At 63.9% G+C, this 19,258-nt stretch carries 19 protein-coding genes and 1 pseudogene; 12 read left to right on the top strand and 8 right to left on the bottom strand.

The window, feature by feature from the left end:
• The first annotated feature begins 2 nt into the window (after positions 1–2).
• From ATY75_RS22730 to ATY75_RS22785, 12 genes are all read left to right on the top strand, one after another.
• Entirely contained in the window at positions 3–1,286 is a 1,284-nt protein-coding gene (locus tag ATY75_RS22730) for an aspartate aminotransferase family protein (RefSeq protein WP_064841606.1), read from the top strand.
• A 7-nt stretch (positions 1,287–1,293) separates the two neighbouring features.
• Complete coding sequence (locus ATY75_RS22735) at positions 1,294–2,313, top strand: phosphotransferase (RefSeq protein WP_088939307.1); 1,020 nt, start codon at positions 1,294–1,296, stop codon at positions 2,311–2,313.
• Between the two features lie 52 nt (positions 2,314–2,365).
• Entirely contained in the window at positions 2,366–2,752 is a 387-nt protein-coding gene (locus tag ATY75_RS22740) for a 5-carboxymethyl-2-hydroxymuconate Delta-isomerase (protein ID WP_088939308.1), read from the top strand.
• Between the two features lie 45 nt (positions 2,753–2,797).
• Positions 2,798–4,315, top strand: a complete 1,518-nt coding sequence (gene hpaE / locus ATY75_RS22745) for a 5-carboxymethyl-2-hydroxymuconate semialdehyde dehydrogenase (RefSeq protein ID WP_088939309.1) — start codon at positions 2,798–2,800, stop codon at positions 4,313–4,315.
• A 39-nt stretch (positions 4,316–4,354) separates the two neighbouring features.
• Positions 4,355–5,335, top strand: a complete 981-nt coding sequence (gene hpaD / locus ATY75_RS22750; RefSeq protein WP_088939310.1) for a 3,4-dihydroxyphenylacetate 2,3-dioxygenase — start codon at positions 4,355–4,357, stop codon at positions 5,333–5,335.
• A gap of 59 nt (positions 5,336–5,394) precedes the next feature.
• On the top strand, positions 5,395–6,846 hold the full coding sequence (gene gabD, locus ATY75_RS22755; protein WP_088939311.1) for an NADP-dependent succinate-semialdehyde dehydrogenase: 1,452 nt from the start codon (positions 5,395–5,397) through the stop codon (positions 6,844–6,846).
• A 25-nt stretch (positions 6,847–6,871) separates the two neighbouring features.
• Positions 6,872–7,741: a fumarylacetoacetate hydrolase family protein gene (locus ATY75_RS22760; protein ID WP_088939371.1), complete on the top strand. Its 870-nt coding sequence runs from the start codon at positions 6,872–6,874 to the stop codon at positions 7,739–7,741.
• Position 7,742: 1 nt separating this feature from the next.
• The gene (gene hpaH, locus ATY75_RS22765; RefSeq protein WP_088939312.1) at positions 7,743–8,546 is read left to right on the top strand and encodes a 2-oxo-hept-4-ene-1,7-dioate hydratase; all 804 of its coding nucleotides are present in this window, start codon (positions 7,743–7,745) and stop codon (positions 8,544–8,546) included.
• A gap of 11 nt (positions 8,547–8,557) precedes the next feature.
• Positions 8,558–9,364 (top strand): 4-hydroxy-2-oxoheptanedioate aldolase, encoded by an 807-nt coding sequence (hpaI, locus tag ATY75_RS22770; RefSeq protein ID WP_088939313.1) that lies wholly within the window; start codon positions 8,558–8,560, stop codon positions 9,362–9,364.
• A gap of 114 nt (positions 9,365–9,478) precedes the next feature.
• Positions 9,479–10,267 carry an SDR family NAD(P)-dependent oxidoreductase gene (locus ATY75_RS22775; protein WP_088939314.1) on the top strand — a complete coding sequence of 263 codons (789 nt, stop codon included), beginning with the start codon at positions 9,479–9,481 and terminating at the stop codon, positions 10,265–10,267.
• A gap of 15 nt (positions 10,268–10,282) precedes the next feature.
• Entirely contained in the window at positions 10,283–11,062 is a 780-nt protein-coding gene (locus ATY75_RS22780) for a MoaF C-terminal domain-containing protein (RefSeq protein ID WP_088939315.1), read from the top strand.
• A 9-nt stretch (positions 11,063–11,071) separates the two neighbouring features.
• Positions 11,072–11,461 carry a nuclear transport factor 2 family protein gene (locus ATY75_RS22785; RefSeq protein ID WP_088939316.1) on the top strand — a complete coding sequence of 130 codons (390 nt, stop codon included), beginning with the start codon at positions 11,072–11,074 and terminating at the stop codon, positions 11,459–11,461.
• 33 nt (positions 11,462–11,494) lie between these two features.
• On the opposite strand, the gene ATY75_RS22790 is transcribed toward ATY75_RS22785, so the two are convergent.
• The 8 genes and pseudogenes from ATY75_RS22790 to ATY75_RS22825 all read right to left on the bottom strand — a co-directional run bounded on the left by ATY75_RS22790 (position 11,495) and on the right by ATY75_RS22825 (position 19,165).
• The gene (locus ATY75_RS22790) at positions 11,495–12,469 is read right to left on the bottom strand and encodes a helix-turn-helix domain-containing protein (RefSeq protein ID WP_088939317.1); all 975 of its coding nucleotides are present in this window, start codon (positions 12,467–12,469) and stop codon (positions 11,495–11,497) included.
• Positions 12,456–13,172 carry an ABC transporter ATP-binding protein gene (locus ATY75_RS22795; protein WP_088939318.1) on the bottom strand — a complete coding sequence of 239 codons (717 nt, stop codon included), beginning with the start codon at positions 13,170–13,172 and terminating at the stop codon, positions 12,456–12,458. The genes ATY75_RS22790 and ATY75_RS22795 overlap by 14 nt, the downstream gene beginning before the upstream one ends.
• Position 13,173: 1 nt before the next feature.
• Positions 13,174–13,878 carry an ATP-binding cassette domain-containing protein gene (locus ATY75_RS22800; protein ID WP_088939319.1) on the bottom strand — a complete coding sequence of 235 codons (705 nt, stop codon included), beginning with the start codon at positions 13,876–13,878 and terminating at the stop codon, positions 13,174–13,176.
• Entirely contained in the window at positions 13,875–14,912 is a 1,038-nt protein-coding gene (locus ATY75_RS22805; RefSeq protein ID WP_088939320.1) for a branched-chain amino acid ABC transporter permease, read from the bottom strand. Before ATY75_RS22805 ends, ATY75_RS22800 begins: the two co-directional genes overlap by 4 nt.
• Positions 14,909–15,775, bottom strand: coding sequence for a branched-chain amino acid ABC transporter permease (locus tag ATY75_RS22810; RefSeq protein ID WP_088939321.1), 867 nt, complete (start codon positions 15,773–15,775; stop codon positions 14,909–14,911). The genes ATY75_RS22805 and ATY75_RS22810 overlap by 4 nt, the downstream gene beginning before the upstream one ends.
• A 66-nt stretch (positions 15,776–15,841) precedes the next feature.
• Positions 15,842–16,096, bottom strand: a pseudogene (locus ATY75_RS22815) (branched-chain amino acid ABC transporter substrate-binding protein); the annotation flags it as partial.
• A gap of 63 nt (positions 16,097–16,159) precedes the next feature.
• Positions 16,160–17,755 carry a GMC family oxidoreductase N-terminal domain-containing protein gene (locus tag ATY75_RS22820; protein WP_088939322.1) on the bottom strand — a complete coding sequence of 532 codons (1,596 nt, stop codon included), beginning with the start codon at positions 17,753–17,755 and terminating at the stop codon, positions 16,160–16,162.
• A gap of 3 nt (positions 17,756–17,758) precedes the next feature.
• Positions 17,759–19,165, bottom strand: a complete 1,407-nt coding sequence (locus tag ATY75_RS22825; protein ID WP_088939323.1) for an aldehyde dehydrogenase family protein — start codon at positions 19,163–19,165, stop codon at positions 17,759–17,761.
• Between the last annotated feature and the right edge of the window lie 93 nt (positions 19,166–19,258).

A 19,258-nucleotide genomic window follows, 5' to 3' on the forward strand; every position in this document is an offset into this window, starting at 1 on the left:
TCATGTCCGACAACGCTGCCCTGATCGCGCGCCGCGACCGGCTTCTCGGCCGCAACATGTCGCTTTTCTATGACGAGCCCGTGCATCTGGTGCGCGGCGAAGGCGTCTGGCTCTGGGATGCCGACGGCCGGCGCTATCTCGATTGCTATAACAACGTGCCGCATGTCGGCCATTGCCATCCGCGCGTGGTCGAGGCGATCACCCGGCAGGCGTCGACGCTGAACACCCATACGCGTTATCTGCATGAAGGCATTCTCGATTATGTCGAACGCCTGACCGCGACCTTCGACAGCAGCCTCGACTCTGCGATCCTGACCTGCACCGGCAGCGAGGCGAACGATGTGGCGCTGCGCATGGCGCAGGCCGTCACCGGCAAGACCGGGGTGATTGCCACCAACCATACCTATCATGGCAATACCGCCGCCGTGTCGCAGCTCTCGACCCGCATGCCGCCGGTCGGCGGCTTCGGCGGCCATGTCCGCCATGTGCCGGCGCCCGACAGCTACCGCCCGCTCGGCGGTGAAAGCGGAGAGGCCTTTGCCGCAGCCTTTGCGGCCGCGGTCGAGGCGGCGATCACCTCGCTGCAGGAAAGCCCGCATGGGTTTTCGGCACTGATCATCGATCCGTTCTTCGCCAATGAAGGCTTTCCGGATCTGCCGCAGGGCTTCCTGGACAAGACGGTAGCGGCTGTGCGCAAGGCCGGCGGCCTCGTCATCACCGACGAGGTCCAGCCTGGTTTCGGCCGCACCGGCTCTGATATGTGGGGCCATCAGCGCGCCGGCATCGTTCCCGATATCGTGACGCTCGGCAAGCCGATGGCCAACGGCCATCCGGTCGGCGGCGTCGTTGCCAATGCCGATGTGCTGAACGCCTTCCGCAAGGCCTTCCGCTATTTCAATACCTTCGGCGGCAATCCCGTTTCCTGCGCCGCCGCCATGGCGGTGCTCGACGTGATCGAGGATGAGAAGCTGATCGAGAACGCCCGCGCCGTCGGCGAATACACCCGCGACGCCTTCAAGCGGCTGGCGCAGAAACATGCGATCATCGGCGACGTGCGCGGCAGCGGGCTGTTCATGGGCATGGAATTCGTGCTGGACCGCGCGACGAAGGAGCCGGCCGTCGCAGAGGCGAGCCGCATGGTCAACGAGATGCGCCAGCGCGGCGTGCTGATGGGCAAGATCGGCATCCACCAATGCGCCACCAAGATCCGCCCGCCGATGCCCTTCTCCCGGGAAAATGCCGATCTGATGTTGTCGGTCTTCGACGACGTGCTGTCGGGCCTGTGAGACAGAGATGGCCGATCAATTGCCGCAAACCATCCGGGATGCCCTGCAGGAACGGGCGCGCGAAGCGCTCAGCCATTGGGCGGTCCTGACGGATGAACCGATCCTGCTGAAATACCGGGAAAACGCCGTCTTCCGCATTACTCTTGCTGACGGACCGTTGGCCGCCCTGCGGCTACATCGACCGGGCTATCATGACGAGACGAGCCTGCGCTCGGAGCTGGACCTCATGGCAGCGCTGCGGCGTGGAGGTCTCGACGTGCCTGCCCCCGTAGCGACGAGCGACGGCGAGAATCTCGTCTTTCTTCCGGCCAACCGAAAGTTTCCCGAGCAATATGCCGATGTCGTCAGCTGGATCGACGGCACGGCCCTCGGGCAGACCGGCACGCCGCTACCGCAATCAGCCGAGACGCAGGCGGAAATCTTTTTCCGCACCGGCCAGGAGATGGCAACGATGCATGATCTGGCCGATGCCTGGGACCCGCCGGAACATTTCCGCCGCCCGGCATGGGATGGCGAGGGCCTCCTCGGAGAAAGGCCTCTCTGGGGCCGCTTCTGGGATTGCCCGGGGCTTTCCGGCGACGAGGCCTCGTCGCTTTCGGCATTGCGCGACGACTTGCGGGACCGTCTTGCCAATGCGCAACGACACGGCCTCGACTATGGCCTGATCCATGCCGATCTCGTGCGCGAGAACATCTTCCTGACGGGAAGCAAAGACGATATCGCCTTCATCGACTTCGACGATGCGGGATATGGCTTCCGCCTTTTCGATCTCGCCACGGCCCTGCTGAAGAACCGCCAAGAACCGGCCTACCCTGCCATCGAGAATGCCGTGGTCACAGGCTATCGCAGCCGGCGCGCGCTTTCCGATGCGGCGCTGCAAAGCCTGCCGCTTTTCATAGTGCTGAGGAGCCTCACCTATATCGGTTGGCTTGCCGAGCGGCCCGAGATCCCGAACGCTCCCGAGCGGCTGTCGCGTTATGTCGCCGAAAGTCTGGAGCTTGCAAGAAAGCTCGATATCGCCGCTTGACATCCCTCGCAAATTGATTAACGTGTTAAGTAAATAAGCCGTGGGAGGACGGATGCCACATCTCACCATCGAATATTCGGCCAATCTCGATGGCCGCGCCGATATCGGCGCGCTCTGTGAGACATTGCTGAAGACCGTGCTCGAGACAGGGCTTTTCGAGATCGGTGCGGTGCGCGTGCGCGCCCTTCGCGCCGATCACTATGCGATCGCCGACCGGCTTGCCAAAAACGCCTTCGTCGACCTGAATTTCCGCATCGGCACGGGCCGCACGGCAGAGGAGAAGAAGCGCACGGGCGAAGCGATCTTTGCGGCGGCGACGGAAATTCTCGGCCCGCTCTTCGAGACACCGCATTTCGCGCTGTCGCTGGAGATCCGCGAGATCGATGCGGAGCTGAGCTGGAAGAAGAACGCCATTCATCCGCGGCTGCGCGGCAAGTGACAAACCCCCGCCTCGCGGGACGAGACAACATCAGGGAAACAGACGATGTCCAAACTGCAGGAAAACATCGCAAAGGCCGAAATCTACCTTGCGAAGTTCAAGGAACGCGGTGTCCTCAACCGCATTGGCGGCGAGGATGTGGCAGGTGGTGACGGTGAAACCTTCGAGACCCTCTCGCCGGTCGATCTGAAGCCGCTCGCCACCGTCGCCCGCGGCACGACCGCCGATATCGACCGGGCTGCCAGAGCCGCCAAATCAGCCTTTGGCGAATGGGCCGCCATGCCGGGCGATGCGCGCAAGAAGCTGCTGCACAAAATCGCCGATGCGATCGTTGCGCGCGCCGAAGAGATTGCTTTCGTCGAATGCATGGATACCGGCCAGTCGCTGAAATTCATGGCCAAGGCGGCGCTGCGCGGCGCGGAAAATTTCCGCTTTTTCGCCGATCGCGCGCCTGAGGCCCGGGACGGCAAGTCGTTGCGCGCCGACGGCCAGGTGAACGTGACGACGCGCGTGCCGATCGGCCCGGTCGGCATCATCACGCCGTGGAACACGCCCTTCATGCTGTCGACCTGGAAGATCGCGCCGGCCTTGGCCGCCGGCTGCACCATCGTCCACAAGCCGGCCGAATTCTCGCCGCTGACGGCCCGGCTGCTCGTCGAAATCGCCGAAGAGGCCGGTCTGCCCAAGGGCGTGTGGAACCTGGTCAACGGCTTCGGCGAGGATGCCGGCAAGGCGCTGACCGAACATCCGCTGATCAAGGCGATCGGCTTCGTCGGCGAAAGCCGCACCGGCTCGATGATCATGAAGCAGGGCGCCGACACGCTGAAGCGCGTGCATTTCGAACTCGGCGGCAAGAACCCGGTCGTCGTCTTTGCCGATGCCGATCTCGAGCGCGCGGCCGATGCCGCCGTCTTCATGATCTATTCGCTGAACGGCGAGCGCTGCACCTCATCCTCGCGCCTGCTGGTCGAAGACAGCGTCTATGACAGGTTCACCGCGGTCGTCGCCGAAAAGGCAAGGCGCATCAAGGTCGGGCATCCCCTCGATCCCGAGACGGTCATCGGTCCGCTGATCCACCCCGTGCACGAAAAGAAGGTGCTGGAATATATCGCGATCGGCCGCTCGGAGGGCGCGACGCTCGCGGCCGGCGGCGAGAAGTTCGATGGCCCGGGCGGCGGCTGCTATGTCTCCCCCACCCTCTTTACCGGCGCCGACAACCGGATGCGCATCGCCCAGGAGGAAATCTTCGGGCCGGTGCTGACCGCCATTCCCTTCAAAGACGAGGCCGATGCGCTGGCGCTCGCCAACGACGTCCAGTACGGGCTCACCGGCTATCTCTGGACCTCGGACGTCACCCGCGCCTTCCGTTTCACCGACCATCTCGACGCCGGGATGATCTGGGTGAACTCGGAAAACGTCCGCCACCTGCCGACGCCCTTCGGCGGCGTCAAGAACTCAGGCATCGGCCGCGACGGCGGCGACTGGTCCTTCGATTTCTACATGGAAACCAAGAACGTCGCCTTTGCCACCAAGCCGCACGCCATCCAGAAACTCGGCGGCTGAGCCGTCAATACAGATAAGTACGCATAAGAGGAGGAACCCATGCCCCTGCCGACACCCAATCTCTATCCGCCCTTCAACATCGTGCGCCTCAGCCATGTGGAACTCGGCGTCACCGACCTCGCCAAGTCCCGCGCCTTCTACGTCGATACGCTCGGCCTGCAGGTGACGGATGAGACCGCCGATACCATCTATCTCAGGGCGCTCGAAGAGCGCGGCCATCATTGCATCGTACTGAAGAAATCCGGCAAGGCCGAAGCCCGCGACCTTGGTTTCAAGGTCTTTAGCGATGAGGATCTCGACAAGGCCGCCCATTTCTTCAAGGACAAGGGACTGCCTGTGGAATGGATCGAGCGCCCCTATCAGGCGCGCACCTTCCGCACCCGCGATCCGCACGGCATTCCGCTCGAATTCTATTCGAAGATGGATCGCCTGCCGCCGATCCATCAGAAATATGCGCTCTACAAGGGCGTCAAGCCGTTGCGCATCGACCACTTCAACTGCTTCTCGCCCAATGTCGACGAAAGCGTCGCCTTCTATAACGAGCTCGGCTTCAGGGTCACCGAATATACCGAGGATGCCGAGACTGGCCGTCTCTGGGCCGCCTGGACGCACCGCAAGGGCGGCGTGCACGACATCGCTTTCACCAACGGCCGCGGCCCGCGCCTGCACCACACCGCTTTCTGGGTGCCGACGCCGCTCAACATCATCGACCTGCTCGACCTGATGGCGACCACAGGCTGGGTTTCCAATATCGAGCGCGGCCCGGGCCGCCACGGCATCTCCAATGCCTTCTTCCTCTACATCCTCGATCCCGACGGCCACCGCATCGAGATCTACTGCTCGGACTACCAGACGGTCGATCCCGATCTGGAGCCGATCAAGTGGGACCTCAAGGATCCGCAGCGCCAGACGCTTTGGGGCGCACCGGCTCCCAAATCCTGGTTCGAACATGGTAGCCTGTTCGCCGGCGCCGATGTGGTCGAGCCTGATTTGAAGGCACAGCCGATCATCGCGCCTTGAACGGTTACCCCGAAAGCGGGCGAAATCGCCCGCTTTTCAACGTTGGCGAGGATGGAGTCATGGAATTGAAAGACGCAACATTGTTCCGGCAGGCCGCGTTGGTCGGCGGCGAGTGGATAGAGGCCGGCGACAATGCGATCGCGGTGGATAATCCGGCGACCGGCGAGATCATCGGCCGCGTTCCCAATCTGGGAGCGGTCGAGACGAAGGCGGCGATTGCCGCGGCCGAGGTTGCCCAGAAGGAATGGGCAGCCCGCACAGCCAAGGAGCGGTCGATCATCCTCAGGCGCTGGTTCGAGCTGATGATGGCGAACCAGGACGATCTCGGCCGCATCCTGACGGCTGAGCAGGGTAAGCCGCTGGCTGAAGCCAAGGGCGAAATCGCCTACGGCGCGAGCTTCATCGAATGGTTCGCCGAGGAGGCGCGGCGCGTCTATGGCGATATCGTTCCCGGCCATCAGAAGGACAAGCGCATCCTTGTCATGAAGCAGCCGATCGGCGTCGTTGCCGCGATCACCCCGTGGAATTTCCCCAATGCGATGATCACCCGCAAGGCCGGCCCTGCCTTTGCCGCCGGCTGCGCCATGGTGCTGAAGCCGGCGTCGCAGACGCCGTTTTCGGCGATCGCCATTGCCATCCTCGCCGAGCGCGCCGGCTTCCCCAAGGGCCTGTTCAGCGTTCTCACAGGTTCGGCGCGGGCGATCGGCGGCGAGATGACGGCGAGCCCCGTCGTGCGCAAGCTGACTTTCACCGGCTCCACCGAAGTCGGCGCCGAGCTTTACAAGCAGAGCGCGCCGACCATCAAGAAGCTCGGACTGGAACTCGGCGGCAACGCGCCCTTCATCGTCTTCGACGATGCCGATCTCGATGCGGCCGTCGAAGGTGCGCTGATCGCCAAATTCCGCAACAACGGCCAAACCTGCGTCTGCGCCAACCGCCTCTATGTGCAGGAAGGCGTTTATGACGCCTTTGCCGAGAAGCTGTCGAAGGCTGTGGGAACGCTGAAGACCGGCAACGGTTTCGACGAAGGCATCAATCTCGGCCCGCTGATCGACGAATCGGCGCTTGCCAAGGTCGAGGAACATGTCGCCGATGCGCTGTCCAAGGGCGGCCGCGTCGTTGCCGGCGGCCATCGCCACCCGCTCGGCGGGCGCTTCTACGAGGCGACGGTGCTCGCCGACGTCACCCCTGCCATGGCTGTCGCCAGGGAAGAGACCTTCGGGCCGGTGGCGCCGCTCTTCCGCTTCAAGGACGAAGCCGATGTGATCGCCCAGGCCAACGACACCGAATTCGGTCTCGCCTCCTATTTCTACGCCAAGGATCTCGCCCGGGTCTTCCGGGTCGCCGAGGCGCTGGAATACGGCATGGTCGGTGTCAATACCGGGCTGATCTCGACGGCCGAAGCCCCCTTCGGCGGCGTCAAGCTCTCCGGCCTCGGCCGCGAAGGCTCGAAATACGGCATCGAGGAATTCACCGAAATCAAATATGTCTGCCTCGGCGGTATCGCCTGAGGCCAAGAGAAGGCCCGAGACAAGCATGACCCATCCACGATTCCTGTCCTTTTCCAGAAACGGCCGTCATGGCTATGGGCTTGCCGTCGAGGGCGGCGTCATCGACCTGTCGGCTCGCCACGGCGCAAGCTGGGCGAGCCTTCGCGAGGTGATCGAGGCGGGCCGCCTCGTTCAGCTCGCCGAGGAGAGCAGATCATTGCAGCCGGATTTCGCGCTTGACGACGTCCGCTTCGAAATTCCCATTCCGTCACCGGAAAAGATCATCTGCGTCGGGGTCAACTTCCCCGACCGCAACGAGGAATATAAGGACGGACAGACAGCGCCCTCCAACCCCTCGCTCTTCATCCGTTTCCCCCGTTCCTTCACCGGCCATGGCGAAGCGCTGATCCGGCCGCCGGAAAGCCCGCAGCTCGATTATGAGGGCGAGATCGTCATCGTCATCGGCAAGGGCGGCCGGCGGATCGCCGAGGCGGATGCCCTCTCCCACATCGCCGCCCTGTCGCTCTGCAATGAAGGCACGATCCGCGACTGGGTGCGCCATGCCAAATTCAACGTCACCCAAGGCAAGAACTTCGATCGCACCGGCGCGATCGGCCCCTGGCTGATCCCCTTCACCGACCCCGCCCAGCTCGAGGACATCACGCTCGAAACCCGCGTCAACGGCGAAGTGCGCCAGAGCGACCGCACCAGCCGGATGATCTTCTCCTTCCGCAAGATCATCAATTATATCTCCACTTTCACCACGCTCGTTCCCGGCGACGTTATCGTCACCGGCACGCCGACAGGCGCCGGCGCCCGCTTCGATCCGCCGATCTGGCTGAAAACAGGCGATGTCGTCGAAGTCGAGGCAGACGGTCTCGGCATCCTGAGAAACACCATCGCCGACGAGGTGTGAGATGCTGACGTCAAACGACATCGAACAGGCCGCGCTAAACCTTGACGAAGCAGAGCGGACCCGTGTCCAGACCGGCCTTCTATCGTTGAAGCATCCTCAAATGACGATGGACGATGCCTATGCGGTGCAAGCCGCCTGGGTGAAGAAGAAGATCGCGCGCGGCCGCAAGCCGATCGGCTGGAAGATCGGGCTGACGTCGAAGGCGATGCAATATGCCCTCAATATCGACATCCCCGATTCCGGCGTGCTCTTCGATGACATGGTCTTCGAAGACGGCGCGACCGTGCCGGCCGATCGCTTCATCCAGCCGCGCATCGAGGCGGAAATCGCCTTTGTCATGAAGGCGCCGTTGCGCGGCCCTGATATCTCGATCTTCGATGTGCTTGATGCCACCGACTACGTGACGCCGGCGCTCGAAATACTCGACACCCGCATCCTGCGTGTCGATCCGGAGACGAAGAAGCCGCGCACCATCGTCGACACGATTTCCGACAATGCCGCCAATGCCGGCATCGTCACCGGCGGCCGCGGTACGCGGCCCGATGAGATCGATATGCGCTGGATGGGCGCGATCGTCAGTCGTAATGCCGAGGTCGAGGAGACGGGGCTTGGGGCGGGCGTCCTCAACCAGCCTGCCCGCGGCGTCGCCTGGCTCGCCAATCGGCTGGCGCAATATGGTGATGGCATCGAGGCTGGACAGATCGTGCTGGCTGGTTCATTCATCCGTCCGATCGAGGCGCGGCACGGCGACACCATTCATGCCGATTTCGGCCCTTACGGCTCGGTCAGCCTCTATTTTGCATGAAGGAGTGAAACATGCCGGCGCCCAAGAACCTCTTCAAGCAGGCCCTGAAAGAGGGACGGGCGCAGATCGGGCTCTGGCAGGCGCTCGCCAGCCCCTATACGGTAGAAATCTGCGCCGGCGCCGGTTACGATTGGCTGCTGCTCGATGCAGAACATGCGCCGAACGACGTGCCGCTTCTCGCCTCGCAGTTGCAGGCCATGAAGGGATCGGCAAGCCATGCGGTGATCCGCCCGCCGGTCGGCGAAACCTGGATCATCAAGCAGATGCTCGATATCGGCGCGCAGACGCTGCTCATTCCGATGGTCGACAGCAAGGAGATGGCCGAAGCCATGGTGCGGGCCGTGCGTTATCCGCCGCAGGGCGTGCGCGGCGTCGGTGCTGCCCTTGCCCGCGCCTCCGATTTCAACCGCATTCCAGACTACCTCCAGACCGCCAATGATGAGATCTGCCTGCTGCTGCAGGTCGAAAGCCGGGCGGGGCTCGCAGCGCTCGACGCGATCGCCACGACCGACGGCGTCGACGGCGTCTTCATCGGCCCCTCCGATCTCGCCGCCGACATGGGTTATCTCGGCCGACCGGGCGCGCCCGAAGTGCAGGCCGAAGTCGAAAAGGCGCTTGCCAGGATCCAGTCGCACGGCAAGGCCGCCGGCATCCTGATCGGCGATCTCGCCCTTTCCAAGCGCTATCTCGAACTCGGCGCCACCTTCGTCGCGATCGGCAACGACGTCATGCTGCTGGCCAATGCCACGGCCAAGCTGCTCGAAGACTTCCACAAGGCCGAACCGGCCAGACCGGCGGGCGACGTGAAGGTCTACTGACCTCTCCCGCATCCCGCAGCGTTTTGCACGCTCAGTCAAAACGGACTGCACGCCTGGACAGGACGCCTCCCGGCCTTTCGACCATGATGATCGAAAGGTCCAGGAGGAAGAGATATGCGTTTCAGCAATAAGACGGCGCTGATCACCGGCGGCGGCACCGGCATCGGTGCTGCGGTCGCCCAGCGCATCCGTAGGGAAGGCGGCAATGTCGCGCTCGTCGGCCGGCGCCCCGAACCGCTTCGCGCCGTTGCCGATGAGATCGGCGCCAGCGTCATCACGGCCGATGCGGCTGACGGCGCCGCGATGCGGGAAGCACTCGAAACTGTTGTCGAGACCTTCGGCGGGCTCGACATTCTGATTGCCAATGCCGGTGGCCACGGTGTCGGGCCGACGATCAGCATGTCCGATGAGACCTGGGACCTCGCCATCCGGATGAACCTCAACACCGCCTTTGTCAGCGCCCGCGAATGCCTGCCGCATCTGATCCGGAGCAAGGGCAATATCGTCGTCCTCGCCTCGATCGCCGGGCTGTTCGCCGGGCCGGATGCGGCAGGTTACGTCACGATGAAGCATGGTTGCATCGGGCTTGCGAAGTCATTGGCGCGCGACTACGGCCGCAAGGGCGTGCGCACCAACACCGTCTGCCCGGGATGGGTGACGACTGACATGGCCGACGAGCAGATGCAGGTGATCGTCGAGAAATTCCAGCTGAAAAGCGTCGAAGAGGCCTATGCGCTCGTCACCAAGGACGTGCCGCTCGGTCGCCCGGCAGGCGCCGAGGATGTCGCCAACGCTGTCTGCTTCCTGGCCTCGTCGGAGGCCTCAATGATCAATGGCGCGATCCTGACCGTCGACGGCGGCGCCGGCACGGTCGATCTGCCGACCCTCGCCTTTGCAGAGTGATAGGAAGAGACAACGATGAACGAAAATCCGAAGGATTGGAAAACCTACGACGAATTCGCCTACGGCATCGACACGAACCGCCTGGCGGCGAGCGAAGCGCTTGACGGCTCGTCCTATAAGATCGCCTTCGACGGCGGCCGCCTGCTGGACCTTGCCTTGGGCAAAGGCGAGGCCAAATGGTCCGACGGCAAGGAAAGCGCAACCGACAAGGCTGAGGTGATCGAGGTCGCGCCGAATACTTATTTCATCGAGATCGTCTTCGCCGGCCGGCCGAGAGAAGCCGAAACGCTGATCGTCAATGTGCGGACCCGCCGAGCGCTTTCGATCTATTCGATCGTCCGCGATGCGAGGGATGCCGCCGGCGAGCCGCAGGTGGCGCAGATCTTCCGGCCCGGCGTCATCGAGGGCGGTGCAGCCAGCGGGCCGGCGCCGGCCGAAAGTCGCGACCTCATCGGGCTCAGGGCGCATTTCACCTACAGCCCCAACCATGTCTACGAACACACTTACCTTTCATCGAAGCGCTACGCCTGGCAGTGCCTGGTCGGCGTCCAGCGCGGCCATGGCGACGTCGATCTGACGACCACCTACAAATTCGACGAGAACCAGTACGTCTTCACCTTCCGCGAATTCAAAATCCCGGTCGCCTCCACCTTCTTCTACAATTTCGACGACATGCGCTCGACCGGCAAATTCCTCGGCATCACCGGCGACGGACGCATCCAGAACAGCCCGGCCGGCGCTTTCATCCGCAAGGCCTCAATGACCTATTACCTGCCGGGCCAGGACCCGGGGTGAGGACAAACCATGCGAAGAGCTTTCGACATCGTGAAGGCGCATTACGACGCCAACGACCGCCGCGATATAGACGGCATGCTGGCCGACATCGCTCCCGACTGCCGCTGGACGGAGATGGACGGCTTTCCCTGCGCCGGCACCTATGTCGGCCCGCAAGAGGTCTTCAAGAACGTCTTCCAGGCGCTCGGTGAGGCATTCGATGGCTACACCTTCAAGCTGGAACGTCTTCTCGACGCCGGCGACGACATCATCGCCATCGGCGACTATAGCGCCATGCACAGGAAGACTGGTAAATCCTTCAAGGCCCGCGTCGTCCATGCCTGGCGTGTCGCGGACGGCAAGATCCGGCGTTTCGAGCAGTTTACCGATACGCTGCGCGTCGCGGAATCGATGCGATAAAATCCAGGTGGCCCGGCGTAAAGCCGGGCCACCTCAGGAAAGCGCAGCCTTGCGCCATTGCGACGGCGAAACAGCGTAGCGGGCGCGGAAAGTACGCGAAAAATGCGCGCTGGAGGAAAAGCCGAGCGCAAAGGCGATCTCGGATATTTCACCGCTATGGCCGCCGGCCTCGCGCAGCTTGGTCGCAGCCTGCTGCAGGCGCAAGTCCCAGATATAATCGGACGGCGTCAGCCGTTCGGCCTCGAATGCGCGATAGATGTAACGCACGGAGCAGCCCATGCGCCGCGCGATCATGGCGACGGTGAGATCGGGCCGGGCGATATTCCCGGCGATGAAATCCTTGATACGCGCCAGCAGCAGATCGAGGGGATTAGCGACCAGTCCCTCCGGCCGCCCCTCGCCGATCATCGTGCGAACGAGATCAATCATCGTCTGGCCGACGCTCGAACGCCGCGCTTCGTCGAGCTGGCCGATCTCGTGCATGGTCGTTTCCATCAGCGACAGCAGAATGCCGCACATGCCGTCATGCTCGGCATGCGCGGTGAATGGCGCGGCCAGCCGCTCGACCGCGGCCTGCGGCAGCGCCTGCCGCGGCAGTTGCAGCAGCAATTGGCGGACCGGCGTGCTGTTGGTCAGCACATAGGGACGGCGCGGATCATAGATCACAAGCGCATTGATGGAGACCGGCGCGTGCAAACCACCTTGGGTGATCGAGGCGCTGCCTTCGGTCTGCAGGATCAGCTTGATGGCGTCGGGATCATCGGGCCCCGCCGTCACTCGCTCGCCGAAAACCACATGCCGATCGGCTTCCAGCCGGGTCAGGCGGCAGGCTCCCAGCATGGCCGAGAGCATCAAACTCTTCTCCTCGTCGGCCGCCGTGAAATCGAGCCTGACATTGCCGAACAGCGCGCGGGCAAGCCCGGCGAACTCTTGGCCCCGAGCGGTGTCGACGTGGCGGTGATCGGCCGAAAAAACGCATGACGGCTCCCTCGCCTCAGCTCGCCAGATAGGCGCCGTGGAGTATGTCCGGCTGGGCTTTCAGCCTCGCGGCGGGACCGTCGAAGACAAGGCGACCGCGCTCCAGCACGAGCGCCTTGTCGGCAAGATCCAGCGCGAGATTGGCGAATTGCTCGATCAGCAGCACGCCGATGCCGCCGGCAGCGGCGATCTTCAGCGCCTCGGCCAGACGCTTGACCACGGCAGGCGCCAGGCCCAGCGAAAGCTCGTCGACGATCATGAAACGCGGCTTGGCGACGAAAGCCTGCGCCATCGCCACCATCTGCTTCTGGCCGCCGGAGAGATCGGATGCCGACTGGCGCCGGCGTTCGGCAAGCTCGGGGAAGATCTCATAGGCGCGCTCCAGCCCTTGCCGCCGCGCCGCCGTGGAAGGCTCAAGCGCGGCGACGAGGATATTGTCCTCCACGGACAGTTGCCCCAGCACGCGATGCCCCTCGGGAACGAGCGCAAGGCCCGCGCGGCGAATGCGGTCGGGCGCAAAACCTTCGAGCGCGATGTCGCCCAGACGCACCGCCCCGCCGCGTGGCAGAACGCCCGCCATGGCCATGACCGTGCTCGACTTGCCCGCTCCGTTGGCGCCGAGCAGGGTCGTCACCTTGCCGGCCGCGACCGAAAAGGAGATGTCGTGGATGACGCGTTTGCCGCCGCGTTCGACGGCGAGGTTTTCGACGCTGACCTCGGAAATCCCGCTCATTTCAGAACTCCCCCAGATAGGCGCGCCGCACGTTCGGATCGGCCAGCACGGTCTGCGTCGGGCCGAGCGCCAGCAGCTTGCCGTAGTCGAGTACCATGGTTTCGCTGCACATGGATCGAATGAGATCGACGTCATGGTCGATGACCAGAACCTGCGCTTTGAATTCCATGGGGATGCGCAGCACCAGCTCGCGAAACGCCTTCCCCTCCTCCTCGGTCAGGCCGGCGGCCGGCTCGTCCAGCAGGATTAGTCTCGGCTTGCCGACGACGCATTTCCCCAGCTCGACCAGGCGGCGCTGGAAAAGATTGAGCGATTGTCCCAGCCGGTCGGCAGCCACGGCCAGGCCAACGAAGGAGAGAGCCTCATCCACCGCTTCGGAACGATGCGCAGCGCTGACGACGTGATCGGCGATCGCTGCGATATTGCCGGCGACGGTCAGGTCTTCGACGACCTGTTCGGTCTGGAATGAACGGCGCAAGCCGGCGCGTACGCGCTGGAGCGGCGACATCGGCAACAGTGGCTGAGCGCCGAGCGACACGGTCCCTTGAACCGGCCGGACGAAGCCGGAAAGCACGTTGAGCAGCGTCGTCTTGCCGGCGCCGTTCGGGCCGATCAGCCCCGCGACCGGCGCCGTCAGCACCGCGCTGAGTTCGTTGATCGGCCTCACGCCGCCGAACTGAACGACGAGATTGTCGATGGTGATCATCGTCCCCTCCCCTTCGATAGGCCGCTGTTCAGACGGGCGATCAATGCCGCGATCTGGCCGGCTATGCCGGCCGGCGCCGTCGCCAGTGCATGGAACAGCGCGACGCCGAAAATGCCGATCGTGACGTAGCCGTCGATGCCGAGATCGGTGAGCAGCGCCGGCACCGCCCGCAGCAGCAGGCCGGCGATCAGCGCGCCATACCAGTTGAAGACGCCGCCAACGATGGCGAGCGCGAAGAGATTGAGGCTTTCGAAGGCGCCGAAGGCGCGCCCGTCCAGTTGGCCGACATTGCCGGCCAGCAACCCGCCGGCAAGGCCGGCGAGCAAGCCGCTGAGCGCAAAGGCCCAGGCCTTGTAGACCAGCACGTTGACGCCGCTGGCGACGGCGACTGTCTCGCCCTTGCGGATCAGCGCCCAGGCCCTGCCGGGACGCGCAAGCTTATGCCATTGCGCGATCAAAAGACCGATCGCCGCTGCCGCGCAGACATAGAGGAAATAGGCAATCTCGCCGCCGGCCATTGCAGGCCTTGCCAGCATCTCGCGGCCCGAACCGTCGGCCCGGCCGAGAAAACCGGGACCGCCATCGGGGAAACCCCAGGCACTGATAATGATCTGGAAGGCGCCGGCGAGCATCAGCGTCACGAGTGCGAGATAAAGACCGCGCAGCCTGAGTGCCGGTACGCCGAAGGCCAATCCCACCACGGAGGCGACGATGCCGCCGGCAAGCAGGCTCACTTCAAAAGGTGGATGAAAGGCATGGCCGATGCGCAGCGTTACCCAGCCGCCGACGCCGACGAGGGCGAACTGGCAGAGCGAAACCAGGCCGAGCTGACCATAGAGAATGGCAAGACCGGCAACCGACAGCGACAGCGCGACGGCCGAGGTTGCCGCCGAAAGCCAGAAGGAATTGGCAAGAAAAGCGACCATGGCTGCGAAGAGCGCCATCGTCACGGGAACATGCAGAAGCTGCTTCGGCAGGCGCATCATCGGCGGGCCTTCGGCCTTGGAGGCGATTGTTTGCGGCTGAACGCTCATCGGTCTTTCAACGCGGCCTTCGCCGTGCCTCCCAGGATCGTGACGGCGGCGAGCGCGATAATGAAGGGTGCTGCCGCTCGATAGGGCGATATCCAGGCAATCGGCGTCAGCGCCGCCTCGGCAATGCCGATCAGAATGCCGGCGACCGCCGTTTCCCAGAGCGAACGCAACTGGCCAAGGATCGCCGCGGCGATTGCCGGGATGACCAATAGCGTCAAGAACGTGCCCTGCAGGCGCACGAGATCGGCCAGCAACATGCCGGCGAGGCCTGAGAAGATGCCGGTGATGATCCAGGCGGCTGTCTCGGTATGGAGGACGCGCACGCCGAGCACCGCGCTGAGGTCGCGGTCATTCGCAAGGGCGCGCATGTCGAGACCGAGGCGCGTGCGGGAAAGCAGCAAGGTGATCGCAACGACCATGGCGACGGCAAGAAGAAGAGCGATGATGCGGGTGTAGGTGAGGCGCACGGCAAAGAGCGACACGAACATCTGATCGGTCGGAAACTGCAGGCGACGGGGAAGCTCGCCCCAGGTGACACCCATGACTGCGATCAGGACGAGCGCCGGCGCTAGCGTGCCGACGGCGCGCACGACGGTGTCGCGATGCGACAGCATCGGCGCGAAGACCCGGCCATAGAGGAAACTGATCGCCGTCGAGACGGCAACGGCGGCAAGGATGGCGACGCCGAGCGGCATCTTCCATTCGAGCAACTGCCAGGCGCAATGTGCGCCGATCGCGCCGAAGGCGCCGAAAGCGAAATTGAGAACGCCGGTCGCGCGAAACAGCACGACGAGGCCGACGCCGGACAGGGCATAGACCGCACCGATCCCGAGCCCCGAAATGATGAAAGGAAGAATGTTCATGGGCGATCCTCTGGGACTTATCATGCTCCGCGGGTGATGCCGCGGAGCATGATGGCGGACGCAGGCTCAGTTGAGACCGGCGGACTTTTCGAAGGCGCGGATGTCCTTCAGCTCAGGATCGGGCGACGGCGCGCAGTCGGAGACGACTTTCCACTTGCCGCCCTCGCTGACGGCCATGCGCGTCGTCGAATTGGCGTTGTGGCGGGTCTGGCCGTCACCGAAATACCAGGGCGCGCAAAAGATATCGCTCTTGAAGCCCTTGATCCCCCGCACGGCGGCCGAAGCCGTCTCGCGATTGATGTTGGCGGGATCGAGCGTCATAGGCATTGTCTCCTCCAGTTGTTGCCCCGCTCCCCACGGGGTCGTGCGATCGGGATTTCGGGCTCAGCCGGAAATCGTCTTTCCTGTCATGAACGCGGCAGCCTTTGCCGCAATCATCATCGTCGGCGCGTTGGTATTGCCCGACACCAGCGTCGGCATCACCGAGGCGTCGCAGACGCGCAGCCCCTCGACGCCGCGCACCTTGAGATCCGATCCGACGACCGCCATGCGATCATCAGCGCGGCCCATGCGCGCCGTTCCCGCCGGATGGAAGACGGTCTTGGCCGATTGCCTGATGTAGTCGCGCAGGGCCTCCGGATCTTTCTCGACGCCGGGCTTCGGCAGCACGCGGCGCTTGACCAGCTTGGCGAGCGCCGGGGCATCGAGGATGCGGATTGCCGTTTCGACACCGCGCACCAGTGTCTCGATATCGGCGGGATCAGACAGCAGATTGGCGTTGAAATCGGTCTGCTCGCTGGGATCGGCGCTTTTCAGCCTGATCCAGCCGCGCGACCGCGGCCGGAGGTAACACGGCCCGATGCTGAGGCCGTGGCCGGGCTCCGCTTCGCGGTCGACGAAGCCGATCAGCACCGGCAGCACATGGAACTGCACATCCGGCTGGCCGGTGCCTGCGGTATCGACGAAGCCGCCGCATTCGACGACATTGGACGACAGCAGCCCGCGATGCGAGGTGAGATAGCGCAGCATATGGCCGGCGGCCCGCAGGCCCCTGTCGTGGCCGAGGATCGAGATCGGCTCGCGCGTCTCGCCTTGTACCGGCACTTCGAGATGATCCTGATAATTGGCGCCGACCCCCGGCAGATCGGCGATCACCGGGATGCCCAGCGCGGCAAGATGCGCACCGTCGCCGATCCCCGACAATTGCAGGATCTTCGGCGTGGCGATGGCGCCTGCGGTGAGCGCGATTTCGCGCGACGCCTTGAAGGTCGCACCATCGAGCAGTTCCACGCCGGTCGCCCTCTGCCCCTCGAACAGCAGGCGCGCCACCTTGCGCTCGGTCAGCACGGTGAGATTCGGCCGCTTCTCCGCCTCGCGCAGAAAGGCCTGAGCCGAGCTCCAGCGCCGGCCGCCATGGGTGGTGCTCTGATAGAAGCCGACCCCCGCCTGATCGGCGCCATTGAAATCGTCATTATGGGGAATGCCGATTTCGGTCGCCGCCTGGACGAAGGCCTCGCTCAGCGGATGCCGATGGCGGGGATCGGAGACGTGCAGGCCGCCCTTCTTGCCGTGGAATTGGCCGTTCAGCCGCTCATTGTGCTCCAGCGAGCGGAAGGCCGGAAGCACATCGTCATAGGACCAGCCCTCGCAGCCCATCTGCGACCAGGTGTCGTAGTCATTGCGATGGCCGCGAATATAGATCATCGCATTGACCGAGCTGCCGCCGCCGAGCACATTGCCTTGCGGCACGATGCTCGGCCGGCCGTTCAGGCCCTTGTCGGGGTTCGATGCATAGGGATGGATGTCGATCCCCTTGCCCAGCACCTTGAAGAAGGTGGCGGGAATATGGATCCACGGATCGGCGTCGCGGCGGCCGGACTCGATCAGGAGCACCTTGTGCGCCGCATTTTCCGACAGCCGGTTTGCCAGCACGCAGCCCGAGGATCCGCCTCCGACGATGATATAATCGTAAGTCGTCATGGCTCAGCTCAACACCGTCTGGATCGTCGTGAATTCCTTCAGTCCTTCGGCGCCGAATTCGACGCCCATGCCGGATTGTTTAACGCCCCCGAAGGGTGCGTTGGGCTGGATCGCGCCATGTTTGTTGATCCAGACCGAACCGCATTCGAGCTGCATCGCATAGCGCTTCGCCTTCTCGACATCGGCCGACCAGACCGAGCCGCCGAGACCGGCCGGATTCTGGTTGGCGCGGGCAATCACCTCGTCGAGATCGCTGTAGCGGATGATCGGCAGGGCCGGACCGAACTGCTCCTCATCGACCAGCCGGACGCCGTGGTCGACATCGGCGACGAGGGTGATCGGGTAGAAATAGCCGGGCCGGTCCAGCGGCGCGCCGCCGGTCAGGATGCGGCCGCCCTTTGCGCGCGCGTCGTCGACGAGATCGCGCACCTTGTTGAACTGCAATTCGTTCTGTATCGGGCCGAGAATGCTCGCCTCATCTAGGCCGTCGCCGACGGTGATCTTGCCGGCATAATCGGCAAGTGCGGCGCAGACCTCTTCATAGATGCTGTCATGCACATAGAGGCGTTTCAGCGCCGCGCAGGTCTGGCCGTTGTTGATGAAGGCGCCCCAGAACAGACCCTCGACGATGCCCTTCGGATCGACGTCGGGCAGCACGATGCCGGCATCGTTGCCGCCGAGCTCCAGCGTCAGCCGCTTCAAGGTGGCGACGGCCGAGGCCATGATTTTTTTGCCGGTTTCCGTCGAGCCGGTAAAGGTCATCTTGGCAATACCGGGATGGGCGGAAAGCGCGGCACCAATGCTGTTTTCGCCGGTGATCACATTGACGACGCCGGGCGGCAGCACCTCGTTGATGATCTCGAGGAGACGGATGGTCGAGAGCGGCGTCAGGGGCGACGGCTTGATGACGACGGTATTGCCGGCACGCAACGCCGGCACGATGTGCCAGCAGGCGATCATCACCGGCCAGTTCCAGGGCGTGATCGAGCCGACGACGCCGATCGGCTTGCGATGCAGCTCGACACGGCCCTCATTGTCATCCTGCAGGATTTCGACCGGCAGATCGAGTTCGGCCGTATGGCGCGTCCAGGCAAGTGCTGCGCCGATTTCGAAGCGCGATCCTAGACCGTTGAGCGGCTTGCCCTGCTCCCGGGTCAGGATCTGCGCCAGTTCTTCGGCGTGCTCGGCAATCTTCTCGGCAATGGCCCGGCAGGCCGCGGCGCGCCCTTCATTCGAGGTCTGCGACCAGCTTTTGAAAGCCGCCGCGGCGGCGGCAACGGCCCGGTCGAGATCGGTTTCCCCGGCAAGCGGCATATAGCCGACGATTTCGCCGTTCGACGGATTGGCAACCGGCGCATGATGGGCGGTGGCGACAGTTTCGCCACCGATGAGCAGGGTAGACTGCTTCACGATATTCTCCTCCCGTGAGATTAGGGAGGACTATGACTTTGGCTGGAAAAACCGTCTTGGGGAGAAACGCACCTCGTCTTGGACGGAAGCGCA

The sequence above is a fragment of the Rhizobium sp. N122 genome, from assembly GCF_002211295.1.
Lineage (GTDB): Bacteria > Pseudomonadota > Alphaproteobacteria > Rhizobiales > Rhizobiaceae > Rhizobium.